The sequence below is a fragment of the Ferrovibrio sp. genome, assembly GCF_036381655.1.
GTDB lineage: Bacteria > Pseudomonadota > Alphaproteobacteria > Ferrovibrionales > Ferrovibrionaceae > Ferrovibrio.
In genome coordinates this window covers 1-14126 of record NZ_DASVCJ010000022.1, presented here as the reverse complement: position 1 = coordinate 14126, position 14126 = coordinate 1, and the positions used below count along the sequence as shown (strand labels likewise).

Here is a 14126-nt window from a genome sequence, read left to right as displayed (position 1 = left end):
CCTAACCCGCTGGTTTGGCTGGGCGGGTCGGCGGCGGCCGCGCGCCATCCGGTGCGAGCCAATTGCAGCCCATTCCGGCCAATAGCCGGCCAATGCGACGCCAGTTCCATGCCGATTCGAGGCCAGTGCGATGCCCGATCTGCCGCAGCCCGGCGCGCCGACCGGCTGGCCGGGCGGCGAACTGGAGCGCGGCATCCGCCGCTATCAGAAGACGCGGGGCGTCGCGCCGGACGGCGTGCTGCTGCCCCTGCCGGAGGGCGGCGTTGGCGCCGATGGCGCGGGCGAGACGCTGGCGGCCCTGCAAGCCGGGCTGGGCGGCAGGCTAGAGGGCTATGACGCGCCGCCGCCCGAGGAGGTCGACGTCTTCCATGACGCGCATGCGCGCAACGATGCGGATGCGCCGCCGTGCTCGACCATCGTCACGCCCGCCACCGCGGCTTCGGACGACACCGGCCAGGCCAGGCATCCCGTCGGCGTGCGCACGCCAGCGAGTGGCCGGGCTCCGAGCGCGCAGGGCCAGCCGGCGATGACGAAGCCGGGCCAGCAGGAAGCCGTTCTGCCGGCTGCGCTGGTACCGGCCCCGGCCGAAAGTTTTTCCGATGCTGCGCTATTATGCCAGCCCGAAACGGGACCAGATCCATTCGCCTGAGCCGCTCGACATCACCATCCATCGCCATGTTTTCGATGTCGAAACCGCCCGCTCCGGCGGCCGCGTGATCGGCACTTTCGACGAGACCTGGCAGCCCGACATCCGGCGCGTCGCCAATTCGATCCGCCCGGGAGAAGAGCAATGGGCCATTGTGAACAACAATGAGAACAATCCCAGTTTCATGATCCAGATGTGGCATCGGTATTCGCCGGAGCAGCTGAAGACGGCGACATCGATGAAGCACAACGACATCTTCTTTTACCGCGATCCGGGCAACAAGGAGCATGACCTGCTGTCGCGGCGTTTCTATCGCCTGTTCGGCAAGTTCGCGACCAACAGGGATCAGACCAGCTTCTGGATGCCGGAGCGGAGATTCTGGTCGGAGCAGAAGAAAGGCTCGCTGTTCTGGCTCGGATACGATGCGATCCGCTGGGCGAAGGAAGATCCGCAGCGGGTGTTTTTCTATAACACGAACGGTTGGGCTTTCCGGCCGGACGATGCCGGCGTGATCAGACAGGCGGCGGCAGATTGATGGCACCGCCGCCGCCGCATCCGACGGTGCGGTTCCGGCTCGGCGTTGCGGTCTGGACCATGCAGGGGCCGCCGCATCACGGCGTCGGCGAGGTCGATTTCTACGCCACGCCGAAGAACAAGGAGCAGGCGGCGCTTTCTGCATTTCAGCGGCAATTCCGGCCTGCGGCCGGTGGATGCGACGGCGAAAGTCATTCCGTTCAGGACGGCCGATGCAGGATGAGGGACAGCGCATGACGCCGATGACGCATCCGGGTTGAGCCGCCATGACGGCCGTCCCTGGTTCCGTTCGCGCCGGCTCTGCGGTTCCGCCAATGCGCGGGCGGCGATGATCCGCCGTGCCATGAAGGCTCGGGAGGAGCCGGGTTGAGCCCGGTCAGTACGCCCCCGGTCAATACGTCAGGGCGCAGCCGTCCTTGCGCGGATCCGAGCCGGCCTGCAGCACGCCGTTCTCGGCATCGATCATGATCGCCTGGCCGCCGCCATGCGGCATCTCGGCCATCTTGATCTCATGCCCCAGCGCCGCGAGGCCCTGCAGCACTTCGGGGCGGATGCCGCGCTCGGCCTCGAACTTGCCCGAGATATGGAAGCCGCGGGCGCAGTCGATCGCTTCCTGCACGTTCATGCCGTAATCGACGATATTGGTCAGCACATGCGCCTGGCCGACCGGCTGGAAACCGCCGCCCATCACGCCGTAGGACAGCCAGGGCTTGCCGTTCTTCAGCGCCATGGCGGGGATGATGGTATGCAGCGGCCGCTTCAGGGGCGCCACGCAATTGGCATGCGCCGGATCGACCCGGAAGCCGTAGCCGCGATTCTGCAGCAGCACGCCGGTCTTCGGGCTGCACAGCCCGGTCCCGTAGGGGAAGAACAGCGAATTGATGAAGGAGCAGACATTGCCCTCGGCATCGGCCACCGTGATGTAGACCGTGTCGCGATAGACGAAACCGCCGACCGGGCCCGGCGCGGCCATGGCCTTTTTGAGGTCGATGCGGCCGCGCAGCTCGTCGGCGAAGCGCATCGACAGCAGCCTGTCGATCGGCACATCGGCGAAGGCGGGATCGGCCACGTAAGTGTCGCGCGCCTGGAAGGCGAGCCGCGTGGCTTCCGCTTCGATGTGGAACCGCTCGACGCCGACCGGATCGTATCTGCCCAGGTCGAAGCCGCTCAGGATGTTGAGCATCAGCAAAGTGATGATGCCGACGCCGTTGGGCGGAATCTCCAGCAGCTCGACATCCCTGTAGCGCGTCGAGATCGGATCGACCCAATAGGCTTCCTGGCCGGCGAAATCCTCCAGCGTATGGGTGCCGCCCAGGCTTTGCAGATAGGCGACCATGTCCTCGGCGACCCAGCCGGTATAGAAACCGTCGCGGCCTTTCTCCGCGATGGCGCGGAATACCTTGGCATGCTCGGGCTGGCGGAAGACCTCGCCGGCCTTCGGCGCGCGGCCGTCCTTCAGCCACATGCGGGCGGAATTCGGGTCGGTCTGCAGCTTGGCCTCGTTGCGCTGCCAGTCGGTGCCGACGCGCTCGGTGATGGCGAAACCCTCTTCGGCATGGCGGATCGCGGGCTGCAGCAGATCGGCAAGCGGCATGCGGCCGAAGCGCTTGTTCAGCTTGCTCCAGGAATCCACCGCGCCCGGCACGGTCACGGCATGGACCGAGGTCAGGCCGATCTCCTTGATGCCCTGTTCGAGCAGCCATTCGCAGGACAGGCCCCTCGGCGCGCGGCCCGAGCCGTTCAGACCATAGACCTTGCCGCCCTTGGTGATGTCGGTGCCCGCCGGCGCGTAGAGCACGAAATTGTCGCCGCCGATGCCGGTGGAGCCCGGCTCGACCACGCATTGCACGGCGCAGGCGGCGATGGCGGCGTCGGCGGCATTGCCGCCGCGGCGCAGGATTTCGATGGCAGTCAGCGTCGCAAGGCTGTGCGAGGTGGCGGCGGCGCCGTTCCGGCCCATCACGACCGAGCGGCCAGGCAATTGCAGATCACGCATGAGGCTTGGGGACTCCGGGGAAGATCAGGACCCGGAGCTTATGCCGGACGCGCCGTCATGGAAAGCCAGGAGTCGAACAACAAAACGTCACCCCGGCGCCCGCCAGGAAAATGGCGCCGGGAAAATGGTGCCGGGAAAATGGTGCCGGGACGGCGCGGCTAGATGTCGTCGCGCCGGGCGCGCTGTTTGGCGAAGGCATCCGCCGCGGCGGCTTCCTCGCGCTCGCGCGCCTTGCGCTGGTAGAGCTGGTCGCGGCCCGCCTGGTACTGTACCGGCCAGTGGATGCCGCGCCAGTCGTAATCGGCGGCGGCATGCAGGGTGAAGTACGGGTCGGCCAGATGCGGCCGGGCCAATGCGCAAAGGTCCGCGCGGCCGGACGCCACGATGGTATTCACCTGATCGGCCGTGGTGATGGCGCCCACCGCCATGGTGGCGATGCCGGCTTCCTGGCGGATCGCATCGGCGAAGGGCGTCTGGAACATGCGGCCATAGACCGGCCTGGCCGCGGCCGAGGTCTGGCCGGCGGAGACATCGACGAGATCGCAGCCATGCGCCTTCAGCATCCTGGCGATCTGGACGGAATCGGCGATGGTCAGCCCCTCGGGCACCCAGTCGACCGCCGACAGCCGCACCGAGATCGGTCGCTCGGCCGGCCAGACGGCGCGGACCGCATCGAAGATCTCGAGCGGAAAACGCATGCGGTTTTCCAGGCTGCCGCCATAGGCATCGCCGCGCCGGTTGCTGAGCGGGGAGATGAAGCTGGAGAGCAGGTAGCCATGCGCCATATGCAGCTCGAGCAGATCGAAGCCGGCGTCGATGGCGTGCCGCGCCGCCGCGATGAAGTCGTCGCGGACCGCGTCCATGTCGTCCCGGTTCATCTCGCGCGGCACCTGGCTATGCGGCAGATAGGCAAGCGGCGAGGGAGCGACGATCTCCCAGGCGCCCTGCGGCAGCGGCTCGTCATAGCCGCCCGACCAGGGCAGGCAGGTGGCGCCCTTGCGGCCGGCATGGGCAAGCTGGATGCCGATCTTCGCCTCGCTATGCGCGTGCACGAAATCGGCGATGCGCCGCCAAGCTTTGGCATGCATGGGACTCCACAGGCCGGCGCAGCCGGGCGTTATGCGGGCCTTCGGCGCGATGTCGGTCATCTCCGTCATCACCAGCCCCGCGCCGCCGATGGCGCGGCTGCCCAGATGCACCAGGGTCCAGTCGTTCGGCAATCCGTTCTCGGCCGAATACTGGCACATCGGCGAGACCACGACGCGGTTGGCCAGGGTCAGGCCGCGCAGCTTGAACGGCGTGAACATCGGCGGCGGCGGCGCGGGCGATGGCGGCAGGCTCAGGCCCTGTTCGCGCTGCACCTTTTCGGCAAACCAGCGGTCGATCGCGGCGACGAAAGCCGGATCGCGCAGGCGCAGATTGTCGTAGGTGATGCGCTTGGACCGCGACAGCAGGCTGAAGGCCAACTGGATCGGCTCGAAACCGCGATAGCGATCGGTATGCTCGAACCATTCGAGCGACAGCTGCGCCGCATGCTGCAGGATCGAAACTTCGGTCTGCCGCGCCTCTTCGAATGCCCGCAGCGCCGCCGGCAGCGAATTATGGCCGCCATGCAGGGCGCGGTTGAGCGCGATGGCGTCTTCCATCGCCAGCTTGGTGCCGGAGCCGATGGAAAAATGCGCCGTATGCGCCGCATCGCCGATCAGCACCACATTGTCGTGCACCCAGCGCTCGCATTTGATGGTGGGGAATGTCCGCCAGATCGAGCGGTTGCTGAGCAGCCTATGGCCATCGAGATGCCTGGCGAACAGCGTCTGGCAATAGGCCAGCGTGTCCTCCTCGCTCGCCCGGTCCAGCCCGGCGCGTTGCCAGGTCTCCTCGGTGGTTTCGACGATCCAGGTCGACAGCCCCTTCTCGAAACGATAGGCATGCACCTGGAACAGGCCATGCCGGCTGGCCTCGAAGATGAAGGTGAAGGTATCCAGCGGCAATGTCGTGCCGAGCCAGACGAATTTGTTGCGCCGCCAGTCCAGGCTGGGCCGGAACCGATCCTTCCAGGTCTCGCGGATCGCGCTGTTGATGCCGTCGGCGCCGACCAGCAGATCGCAGTCGCGCCGCAGCCGCTCGAAATCGGCCTGTTCGCTCTGAAAGCGCAACTCGACGCCATGCGCCTGGCAGCGTTCCTGCAGGATCTGCAAAAGACGCTTGCGCGCCAGGCCGCAGAAGCCATGCCCGCCGGAGCGGATGCGCTCGCCGCCGGCGAGGACGTCGATCTCGTGCCAGTAGGAGAAGCTGTCGCGGATGGCGTGATAGGTCTCGGTATCTTCGGCCAGGAACTGGTTCAGCGTCTCGTCGGAGAAGACCACGCCGAAGCCGAAGGTATCGTCGGGGCGGTTGCGCTCATGCACCGCGATTTCGTGCCGGGGATCTGCCTTCTTCATCAGCAGGGCGAGATAGAGGCCGGCCGGGCCGCCGCCGACAATCGTCACGCGCATGGCATTCCTCGTCGGATCGCAGGGCACAGGCGCCTGCCTGCGCCGGAATTATTTTATATCTAAAATAATTCCGGCTGACAAGGAGAGCCGGCCGAGGCTAGCGGGCGCGATGGGCGGTCAGGCCGAACCCGATCAGCGCCAGGCCGAGGCAGGCGCGGGCGAGATAGCCGGGCGCGACCGGAATGAAGCCGAGATAGCGGTAGCGGGCGAACTCGGCCAGGGCGAAGGCCAGCGTGCCGAGCAGAAGCCAGCGCCCCGGCGCCGGCCGCCGCCGCAGGCCGATGACGGCGGCGATCAGCATGACGCCGAGCAATATGAGCGGGACCGGCAGGCGTCCCATCGGGATGCGGTCCGCCGCGACCGCCACCAGCAGCGCCAGGGCGACGGCGGTGAAGATGGTCAGGCGCGGCGAACTCGGCGGCAGGATCAGGCTGAAGACGGCGCCAAGCGCCAATCCGAACGCGCCGGCGGTGAAGGCGAGATAGCGCAGATCCCCTTCCAGTCCCGCGAAGGCGGACAGGCCGATCATATCGGTGAATTCCGCCGCGGCCACAGCGGTGAAAAGGACGGCGCCGACGCCCCAGAACAGGGCGGCCGGCAGCGAGCTGCGCGCCACGAGAATGAGACAGGCAATGCCGCCGGCCAGATAGGCGGCCTGAGCGATCAGGGCGATACTGAGCATGCCGGCACTATGGCCAGCCCCGATTATCGCCGCAAGCATCGATGAACAGGCGAAAAACCGCCCATGCGGCGGGGTTGACGGGTGCCGGGGCGGGGGCTATAACCCCCGCCTCGATTTCGCCGCAAGGCAACGTCAACCATCGGAAATCGCAAAGCATGGCTCAGCATAAGTCCGCGGAGAAGCGCGCCCGCCAGACCAAGAAGCGCACGGTCGTCAATCGCGCTCGCCGCAGCAAGGTGCGGACGGCAGTGAAGAAGCTCGAAACCGCAATCGCGAGCGGCGACAAGACGGCGGCCCAGGCCGCTTTCAAGGAAGCGCAGCCGGCGCTCGACAAGAGCGTGAGCAAGGGCGCTGTGAAGCGTCGCACTGCCTCGCGCAAGCTGTCGCGGCTGAACGCTCGCATCAAGTCTATGGCTTGAGCCTCGGCGACCGCGCCGAGCGCAATCGATTTTTGTGCGTCGACGTCGCCTCGCTCGAAGGAGCGAGGCGATGTTTTTTTATGCGCATGCTTTCTTAGGCGCGGGCTTTTTTATGCGCGTGCGAAACGCGGCAAAAACGACGGTGCGTTCGCGTACGTTTTCGCAAAGGTGATTAATCCATGCTCCATTCCATGGCGACGAACTGCGTTTGGCAAGTTCCAATTCTGCAACATGGAAAAAATTTTTCGGGGAGTCTTCATCTGTCCGCTTGCGTGGCCCCTTCGATTTCCCTTTAATGCCTCCGCTGTCGCGCGGTGAAAGCTGGTCGGCGAATGATGGCGAGGCGCAAAATTGTTGCGTGGAGCGAGCCAGAGAACCGGTGGGATTGGGCGACAGGACGCGTGACGGAATATCAAGATTGAATAACAAACAAACGTGGCGCGAGGTTGGGGATGTTGGCTTCGGTGAAGGCGGGGGACGATGACTATGCAGGTGATGTTGCGACGACCGAAGCCTGGAACCAACTTTCGAACGATCCGAACGCTCAACTAATAGACGTCCGTACCCAACCAGAATGGACTTTCGTCGGCATGCCCGATCTGGGCAGGCTGGGGAAGCGGACCTTGTTTGTGTCATGGCAGCTGTATCCTGAGATGAGCCCGAACCCGCGTTTTATTGATGATTTGCGTGACCACGGTATCAAGGCCGGGCAGGCGCTGTATTTCCTCTGCCGTTCGGGTGGTCGCTCGCGGGCTGCGGCGAAGGCCATGACGGCCGCCGGCTTCGGGCCTTGCTACAATATCGCGGGCGGGTTTGAGGGCGATCTCGATGCCGACAAGCATCGGGGGCAGTTGGGCGGCTGGAAGGCGGCGGGCCTTCCCTGGGTCCAGAGTTGAGGGCCTGGCCATGTCGAAGTCGTCTCAACCTCAGCCGCAACCTGTCTCCCTGTCAGCGATGGCGCACAGCGCCGGCGCAGGCGATGCGCTGGATGCGCAATGGCAGCGCGTCCGCGCCCGGTTGCGAGTGTCATTTGGCGATGCTGCGTTCAATTCGTGGTTGAAGCCCGTCGTGCTTGCCGATGAAGGCCTGGCGCAGGATGGCGACGTCCATCTCGCCGTGCCGACCCGCTTCATGCGGGACTGGGTGGCCAATCATTACAGCGAGCGCCTGCGCGAGATCTGGCGCCTGGAAAACGCCTCGGTGCGCCGGGTCGTCATCCATGTGCGGCCGACCGGCGCCACGCAGCCGCCGCAGGCCAAGGTCGCCCCGCTCGGGGACAGCTTGCCGGTGGCGGGGCGCCCTCCCATGGCCGACCGCATGGCGGCCGCCGGCCTGCAGGTCCGCGAGATGGACGATGTCGAGCGCGAATTGTCCGCGCCGCTCGATCCGCGCTTCACATTCGACAGCTTCATCACCGGAAAGTCGAACGAGCTGGCGCGCGCCGCGGCGCTGCGCGTCGCCGAAAGCCCGACGGTGACCTACAACCCGCTGTTCCTCTATGGCGGCGTCGGCCTGGGCAAGACGCATTTGATGCATGCAATCGGATGGCATATCCGCCAGCGCTTTCCCGAGCGCCGCGTGGTGTATCTGTCGGCCGAGAAGTTCATGTACCAGTTCATCCGGGCGCTGCGCTTCAAGGATACGATGGCGTTCAAGGAGCAGTTCCGCTCGGTGGATGTCCTGATGATCGACGACATCCAGTTCATCGCCGGCAAGGAAAGCACCCAGGAAGAGTTCTTCCATACCTTCAACGCGCTGTGCGATCAGAACCGGCAGATCATCGTCTCGGGCGACCGCTCGCCCTCGGACCTGGAAGGCATCGAGGAGCGCATGCGCTCGCGCCTGGGCTGGGGCCTGGTCGCCGATATCCATCCCACCGATTTCGAATTGCGGCTGTCGATCCTGCAGGCCAAGGCCGAGAAGAACGGCCTGAGCAACATCCCGCAGGAGGTTCTGGAATTCCTCGCGCGGCGCATCACGTCGAATGTGCGCGAGCTCGAAGGCGCGCTGAACCGGATTTCCGCCTATGCCAGCCTCGTCGGCAAGCCGGTGACGGTGACCTCGGCGCAGGAAGTGCTGCAGGATCTGCTGCGCGCCAACGACCGCAAGGTGACGATCGAGGAAATTCAGAAGCGCGTCGCGGAACACTATTCGATCCGCTTCGCCGACATGCATTCGCCGCGCCGCGCCCGCGCGGTGGCGCGTCCGCGGCAGGTGGCGATGTACCTCGCCAAGCAGCTGACCTCGCGTTCGCTGCCCGAAATCGGCCGCAAGTTCGGCGGCCGCGACCACACCACGGTGATGCATGCGGTGCGCAAGATCGAGGAATTGCGCGAGATCGACGCCGCCTTCGCCGAAGACATCGATTTGCTGCGCCGCAAATTGGAAGGCTGATTTTGTGAGTTTATCATTAATTTCAATATCTTATCATACTATTGGGGCCGCCGCGAGGCGGCCTTTCGCTTTTGCAAAAAGGGGGCCGGAAAGCCCCAAATCCCTCGCCTCCGATAGGGGGCTTTGGTATAATTGCGAGATTCGGTAACAGTGCCGAAAACAAAGAAAAACATCGTCGGTTTTCAACCATGAAACTCACCATTGAGCGCGCTGTTTTGCTGACCGCCCTGAGCCATGTTCAAAGCGTGGTGGAGCGCCGCAATACCATCCCGATCCTGTCGAATGTGCTGCTCGAGGCGGAGGGCGACCGGCTGGCATTGACCGCGACGGATCTCGATATCGCGGTCGTCGAGAAGCTGCCGGCGAAGGTGGCCAAGCCGGGCGCGACGACGGTCGCCGCGCATACGATCTACGATATCGTGCGCAAACTGCCTGACGGCGCCGAGGTCGAGTTGACATTCACCGCCGCCGAGCAGCGCCTGGATCTGCGCGCCGGCCGCTCCAGCTTCAAGCTGAGCTGCCTGCCGAAGGAGGATTTCCCGGTCATGGCCACCGGCGATCTGCCGCACAGCTTCGCGCTGGCGGCCGAGCAGTTGCGGCGGCTGATCGACAAGACGAAGTTCGCCATCTCGACGGAAGAGACCCGTTACTATCTGAACGGCATTTACGTGCATGCCGCTTCGAGCGCCGGCGTGCCGATGCTGCGGGCGGTGGCGACCGACGGCCATCGTCTGGCGCGCGTGGAAGTGCCGCTGCCGGCCGGTGCCGCCGGCATGCCCGGCGTGATCGTGCCGCGCAAGACCGTGACCGAACTGCGCAAGCTGCTCGAGGGCGGCTCGGCGGAGGTCAAGATCGAACTGAGCGACACCAAGATCCGCTTCACCTTCGGCGAACTGGTGCTGGTCTCGAAACTGATCGACGGCGCCTTCCCGGAATACGAGCGCGTCATTCCGCGCGACAACGACAAGGTCATGGAAGTCGACAGCAAGGCTTTTGCCGCCGCGGTCGACCGTGTCGCGACGATTTCGACCGAAAAGAGCCGCGCCGTGAAGCTGTCGCTCAAGCCCGACGGCATCGAGCTGTCGGCGACCAGTCCGGATCATGGCTCGGCTTCCGAGCAGCTGACGGCGGCCTACAGCGCCGCGCCGCTCGAGGTCGGTTATAATTCGCGTTACCTCCTCGACATTGCCAGCCAGATCGAAGGGGAGAATGCGCGCTTCCTGTTGGCCGATGCACTGGCGCCGACGCTTGTCCGCGATCCGAGCGACGACGGGGCGCTGTATGTGCTGATGCCCATGCGGGTCTGAGCTTGGTGAGCAGCGCGGTTCTCATTGCGGACAGGTCGTTGGAAACTACGGCGGCGGGCAGTACGGCCATTTTGTCCCTGGGCCTGCGCGATTTTCGAAATTACGCCGCGCTGAAACTGCGTCTTTCCGGCAGGCCGGTGGTGCTGACGGGTCCAAACGGCGCCGGCAAAACCAATATCCTGGAGGCGCTGTCCTTCTTCAGCCCGGGGCGCGGATTGCGGCGGGCCCGCCTGTCCGAGGTGAGCCGGCATGCCGGCACAGGCTGCTGGGCGGCCCATGCCGAGGTGGCCTGCGCGGTGGGGCCGATCGCCATCGGCACCGGGCTGGCGGAGCCGGCCGGCGCCGAGGATGGCGGCGAGCGGCGCATCGTGCGCATCAATGGCGAGCCGGCGGCGAGTGCCGCGGGACTGACCGAGTATCTCGACGTGGTCTGGCTGACGCCGCAGATGGACCGGCTGTTCGTCGAGGGCGTTTCGACACGGCGCCGGTTCATGGACCGGCTGGTCTATGGCTTGGACAGCGGTTACGCCCGGCAACTGGCGGCTTACGAAAGGGCCATGCGGGAGCGCAACCGGCTGTTGAAGCAGGGCGGCGCCGATCCGGCCTGGCTTACGGCGCTGGAAGGCCAGATGGCCGAGCATGGGCTGGCCGTGGCGGCCGCCAGGCGGGACGGCCTGGCGCGGATCGAAGCCGGCATGGCTCTGGCGGCGGGTCCGTTTCCGCGGGCCAGGCTGGCGGTCAGGGGCACCATCGAGGCCTGGCTCGAGGAGATGCCGGCCCTGGCGGCGGAGGAGAAATTCCGCGCCATGCTGCGCGAGCGGCGCAATATCGATCGCGATGCCGGCGCGGCGACCGAAGGGCCGCATCGCAGCGATCTGGCGGTCTGGCATGCCGAGAAGGCGCAGGCCGCCGAGCAATGCTCGACCGGCGAGCAGAAGGCGCTGCTGATCGCGATCACGCTGGCGAATGCCCGCCTGATCAGGGCGCGGCGGCAGATGGCGCCGCTGATGCTGCTGGACGAGGTGTCGGCGCATCTCGATGGCCGGCGCAGGGCGGCATTGTACGAAGAATTGCTCGCATTGGGCGGGCAGGCATGGTTGACCGGCACCGACGAGACCCTGTTCTCGGATCTCGAAGGGCGGGCCGAGTTTTTCACGGTGATGGATGGCGTCGTGACGCCAGGCCACGCCTAATGTCGAGGTAACACGGAAATGAGTGAAGCAGTGGCGCCGCGCAACAATGGCGAAACGTACGATTCCTCCGCCATCAAGGTGCTGAAGGGACTGGATGCGGTTCGCAAGCGCCCGGGCATGTATATCGGCGATACCGATGACGGCACCGGCCTGCACCACATGATCTACGAGGTGGTCGACAACGCCATCGACGAGGCCCTGGCGGGCTTTTGCGACGAGGTCTATGTCGGGCTCAATCCGGACGGCTCCTGCACGGTGCGCGACAATGGCCGCGGCATTCCGGTCGACATCCATCCCGAGGAGGGGGTCTCGGCGGCGCAGGTGATCATGACCCAGCTGCATGCCGGCGGCAAATTCGACCAGAATTCCTACAAGGTGTCCGGCGGCCTGCATGGCGTCGGCGTCTCGGTGGTGAATGCGCTGTCGATCTGGCTGGAGCTGCGCATCTGGCGCGGCGGCAAGGCCTATTTCATGCGTTTCGCCAACGGCGATCCGGAAGCGCCGCTCGCCGAGGTGGGCGTGGCGGACGGCAAGCGCGGTACGGAAGTGACCTTCCTGCCCTCGCCGGAGACCTTCACCAAGACCGAATTCGATTTCGCCACGCTGGAGCATCGGCTGCGCGAGCTGGCCTTCCTCAATAACGGCGTGAAGATCGTTCTGGAGGATCTGCGCGGCGTCGAGCCCAGGCATGTCGAGCTGCGCTACGAGGGCGGCGTCGAGGCTTTCGTATCCTATCTCGACCGCTCCAAGGTGGCGCTGCACAAGCCGCCGGTGGCGATCCGCGGCGAGCGCGACGGCATCGGCATCGAGATCGCGATGGAATGGAACGACGGTTATCACGAGACCGTCCTGTGCTTCACCAACAACATCCCGCAGCGGGATGGCGGCACGCATCTGGCCGGCTTTCGCGCCGCCCTGACGCGGTGCGTGAACAATTACGCCAATGAAAGCGGCATGCTGAAAAAGGAGAAGGTGTCGCTGTCCGGCGAGGATGCGCGCGAGGGCCTGACCTGCGTGCTGTCGGTCAAGGTGCCGGATCCGAAATTCTCCTCGCAGACCAAGGACAAGCTGGTCTCGTCGGAAGTGCGCCCCGCGGTGGAAGGCCTAGTCAACGAAATGCTGGCCGCCTGGTTCGAGGAGCATCCGTCCGACGCCCGCATGATCATCGGCAAGGTGGTCGAGGCGGCGGCGGCGCGCGAAGCCGCCCGCAAGGCGCGCGAACTGACCCGCCGCAAGGGGGCGCTGGACGTCTCGTCGCTGCCGGGCAAGCTGGCGGATTGCCAGGAGCGCGATCCGGGCAAGGCGGAACTCTTCCTGGTCGAGGGCGACAGCGCCGGCGGCTCGGCCAAGCAGGGCCGCAACCGCGCCTTCCAGGCGGTGCTGCCGCTGCGCGGCAAGATCCTGAATGTCGAGCGCGCCAGGTTCGACAAGATGCTGTCGTCGCAGGAAATCGGCACGCTGATTACGGCGCTGGGCACCGGGATCGGACATGACGATTTCGATCTGTCGAAGCTGCGCTATCACAAGATCATCATCATGACCGACGCCGATGTCGACGGCGCCCATATCCGCACCCTGCTGCTGACGTTCTTCTACCGGCAGATGCGGTCCCTGATCGATGCCGGGCATCTCTATATCGCCCAGCCGCCGCTCTACAAGGTCAAGCGCGGCCAGTCGGAGCGCTACCTGAAAGACGAGGCGGCGCTGGAAGAATATCTGATTAGCGAAGGCATCGACGGGGCGGTGCTGAACCTGCACGACGGCAGCCAGCGCGCCGGCCAGGACCTCAAGCTGCTGCTGGAACATGCGCGCATCGCCCGCGCGCTACTGAATGCGATCGGCAAGCGTTACAATCCCTGGATCGTGGAGCAGGCCGCCATCCTCGGCATGCTGCAGCCGGACGTGATGGGCGACGCGGCGAAGGCCGCGGCGGCGGCGGAATACCTCGCCCGGCGGCTCAATGCCCTGACGCCGGAACTGGAGCGCGGCTGGACTTGCCAGGCCGCCGGCGATGGCACGCTCACCGTCAAGCGCAGCCTGCGCGGCTATACCGAGACCTATGTCCTCGACGGCCAGCTCTTCCGCGCGGCGGAGGCGCGCCGGCTGAACGAGATGACCGGCGAGCTGCAACTGACCTATCTCAGCCCCGCCGAGCTGCGGCGCAAGGACGAGGTGCATGCCGTCCGCGGCCCGATCGACCTGCTCGAGCGCGTGCAGGCCGCCGGCCGGAAGGGCATCAGCATGCAGCGCTACAAGGGGCTGGGCGAGATGAACCCCGACCAGCTCTGGGAGACGACGCTCGATCCGAATGCGCGCAGCCTGCTGCAGGTCAAGATCGACCATGCCGAGGATGCCGACAACGTCTTCGAGACGCTGATGGGCGACGTGGTCGAGCCGCGCCGCGATTTCATCCAGAGCAATGCGCTGAACGTGGTGAATCTGGATATCTGAGCGCGCTGT

At 65.6% G+C, this 14126-nt stretch carries 12 protein-coding genes; 9 read left to right on the top strand and 3 right to left on the bottom strand.

Annotated features, from left to right (window positions below; translation table 11 throughout):
* Nucleotides 1-130 precede the first annotated feature (130 nt).
* From VF194_RS04255 to VF194_RS04245, 3 genes are read left to right on the top strand one after another with little or no spacing between them, the layout of a single operon-like run.
* Nucleotides 131-649: a hypothetical protein gene (locus VF194_RS04255; RefSeq protein ID WP_330888357.1), complete on the top strand. Its 519-nt coding sequence runs from the start codon at nucleotides 131-133 to the stop codon at nucleotides 647-649.
* On the top strand, nucleotides 600-1181 hold the full coding sequence (locus VF194_RS04250; protein ID WP_330888355.1) for a hypothetical protein: 582 nt from the start codon (nucleotides 600-602) through the stop codon (nucleotides 1179-1181). Before VF194_RS04255 ends, VF194_RS04250 begins: the two co-directional genes overlap by 50 nt.
* Nucleotides 1181-1417, top strand: coding sequence for a hypothetical protein (locus VF194_RS04245; protein ID WP_330888353.1), 237 nt, complete (start codon nucleotides 1181-1183; stop codon nucleotides 1415-1417). The genes VF194_RS04250 and VF194_RS04245 overlap by 1 nt, the downstream gene beginning before the upstream one ends.
* Before the next feature lie 154 nt (nucleotides 1418-1571).
* Here VF194_RS04245 and ggt read toward each other — a convergent pair whose 3' ends face one another.
* The 3 genes from ggt to VF194_RS04230 form a co-directional block, all read right to left on the bottom strand.
* Nucleotides 1572-3176: a gamma-glutamyltransferase gene (ggt, locus tag VF194_RS04240; protein WP_330888351.1), complete on the bottom strand. Its 1605-nt coding sequence runs from the start codon at nucleotides 3174-3176 to the stop codon at nucleotides 1572-1574.
* Between the two features lie 158 nt (nucleotides 3177-3334).
* Nucleotides 3335-5671 carry a bifunctional salicylyl-CoA 5-hydroxylase/oxidoreductase gene (locus VF194_RS04235; protein ID WP_330888349.1) on the bottom strand — a complete coding sequence of 779 codons (2337 nt, stop codon included), beginning with the start codon at nucleotides 5669-5671 and terminating at the stop codon, nucleotides 3335-3337.
* 97 nt (nucleotides 5672-5768) lie between these two features.
* A complete protein-coding gene (locus VF194_RS04230; RefSeq protein ID WP_330888347.1) occupies nucleotides 5769-6353 on the bottom strand; it encodes a hypothetical protein in 585 nt (194 codons plus the stop codon).
* Nucleotides 6354-6508: 155 nt separating this feature from the next.
* On the opposite strand from VF194_RS04230, the gene rpsT reads away from it, so the two are divergent.
* The 6 genes from rpsT to gyrB all read left to right on the top strand — a co-directional run bounded on the left by rpsT (nucleotide 6509) and on the right by gyrB (nucleotide 14117).
* Nucleotides 6509-6772: a 30S ribosomal protein S20 gene (rpsT, locus tag VF194_RS04225; RefSeq protein ID WP_330888345.1), complete on the top strand. Its 264-nt coding sequence runs from the start codon at nucleotides 6509-6511 to the stop codon at nucleotides 6770-6772.
* Nucleotides 6773-7224: 452 nt separating this feature from the next.
* Entirely contained in the window at nucleotides 7225-7668 is a 444-nt protein-coding gene (locus VF194_RS04220; protein ID WP_330888343.1) for a rhodanese-like domain-containing protein, read from the top strand.
* Between the two features lie 58 nt (nucleotides 7669-7726).
* Nucleotides 7727-9166 carry a chromosomal replication initiator protein DnaA gene (dnaA, locus tag VF194_RS04215; protein WP_330888341.1) on the top strand — a complete coding sequence of 480 codons (1440 nt, stop codon included), beginning with the start codon at nucleotides 7727-7729 and terminating at the stop codon, nucleotides 9164-9166.
* A 188-nt stretch (nucleotides 9167-9354) separates the two neighbouring features.
* Nucleotides 9355-10473, top strand: a complete 1119-nt coding sequence (gene dnaN / locus VF194_RS04210) for a DNA polymerase III subunit beta (protein WP_330888340.1) — start codon at nucleotides 9355-9357, stop codon at nucleotides 10471-10473.
* 5 nt (nucleotides 10474-10478) lie between these two features.
* Nucleotides 10479-11666, top strand: coding sequence for a DNA replication/repair protein RecF (recF, locus tag VF194_RS04205; RefSeq protein WP_330888337.1), 1188 nt, complete (start codon nucleotides 10479-10481; stop codon nucleotides 11664-11666).
* Nucleotides 11667-11684: 18 nt separating this feature from the next.
* Nucleotides 11685-14117 carry a DNA topoisomerase (ATP-hydrolyzing) subunit B gene (gyrB, locus tag VF194_RS04200; RefSeq protein WP_330888335.1) on the top strand — a complete coding sequence of 811 codons (2433 nt, stop codon included), beginning with the start codon at nucleotides 11685-11687 and terminating at the stop codon, nucleotides 14115-14117.
* The last annotated feature ends 9 nt before the right edge of the window (nucleotides 14118-14126 follow it).

What these genes read in the sequence shown, in the direction of transcription:
- rpsT (WP_330888345.1), top strand. Translation starts at nt 6,509, where the DNA reads ATGGCTCAGCATAAGTCCGCGGAGAAGCGCGCCCGCCAGACCAAGAAG.
- gyrB (WP_330888335.1), top strand. Translation starts at nt 11,685, where the DNA reads ATGAGTGAAGCAGTGGCGCCGCGCAACAATGGCGAAACGTACGATTCC.
- VF194_RS04245 (WP_330888353.1), top strand. Translation starts at nt 1,181, where the DNA reads ATGGCACCGCCGCCGCCGCATCCGACGGTGCGGTTCCGGCTCGGCGTT.
- ggt (WP_330888351.1), bottom strand. Translation starts at nt 3,176, where the DNA reads ATGCGTGATCTGCAATTGCCTGGCCGCTCGGTCGTGATGGGCCGGAAC.
- VF194_RS04250 (WP_330888355.1), top strand. Translation starts at nt 600, where the DNA reads ATGCTGCGCTATTATGCCAGCCCGAAACGGGACCAGATCCATTCGCCT.
- VF194_RS04220 (WP_330888343.1), top strand. Translation starts at nt 7,225, where the DNA reads ATGTTGGCTTCGGTGAAGGCGGGGGACGATGACTATGCAGGTGATGTT.
- VF194_RS04230 (WP_330888347.1), bottom strand. Translation starts at nt 6,353, where the DNA reads ATGCTCAGTATCGCCCTGATCGCTCAGGCCGCCTATCTGGCCGGCGGC.
- dnaA (WP_330888341.1), top strand. Translation starts at nt 7,727, where the DNA reads ATGGCGCACAGCGCCGGCGCAGGCGATGCGCTGGATGCGCAATGGCAG.
- dnaN (WP_330888340.1), top strand. Translation starts at nt 9,355, where the DNA reads ATGAAACTCACCATTGAGCGCGCTGTTTTGCTGACCGCCCTGAGCCAT.
- VF194_RS04255 (WP_330888357.1), top strand. Translation starts at nt 131, where the DNA reads ATGCCCGATCTGCCGCAGCCCGGCGCGCCGACCGGCTGGCCGGGCGGC.
- VF194_RS04235 (WP_330888349.1), bottom strand. Translation starts at nt 5,671, where the DNA reads ATGCGCGTGACGATTGTCGGCGGCGGCCCGGCCGGCCTCTATCTCGCC.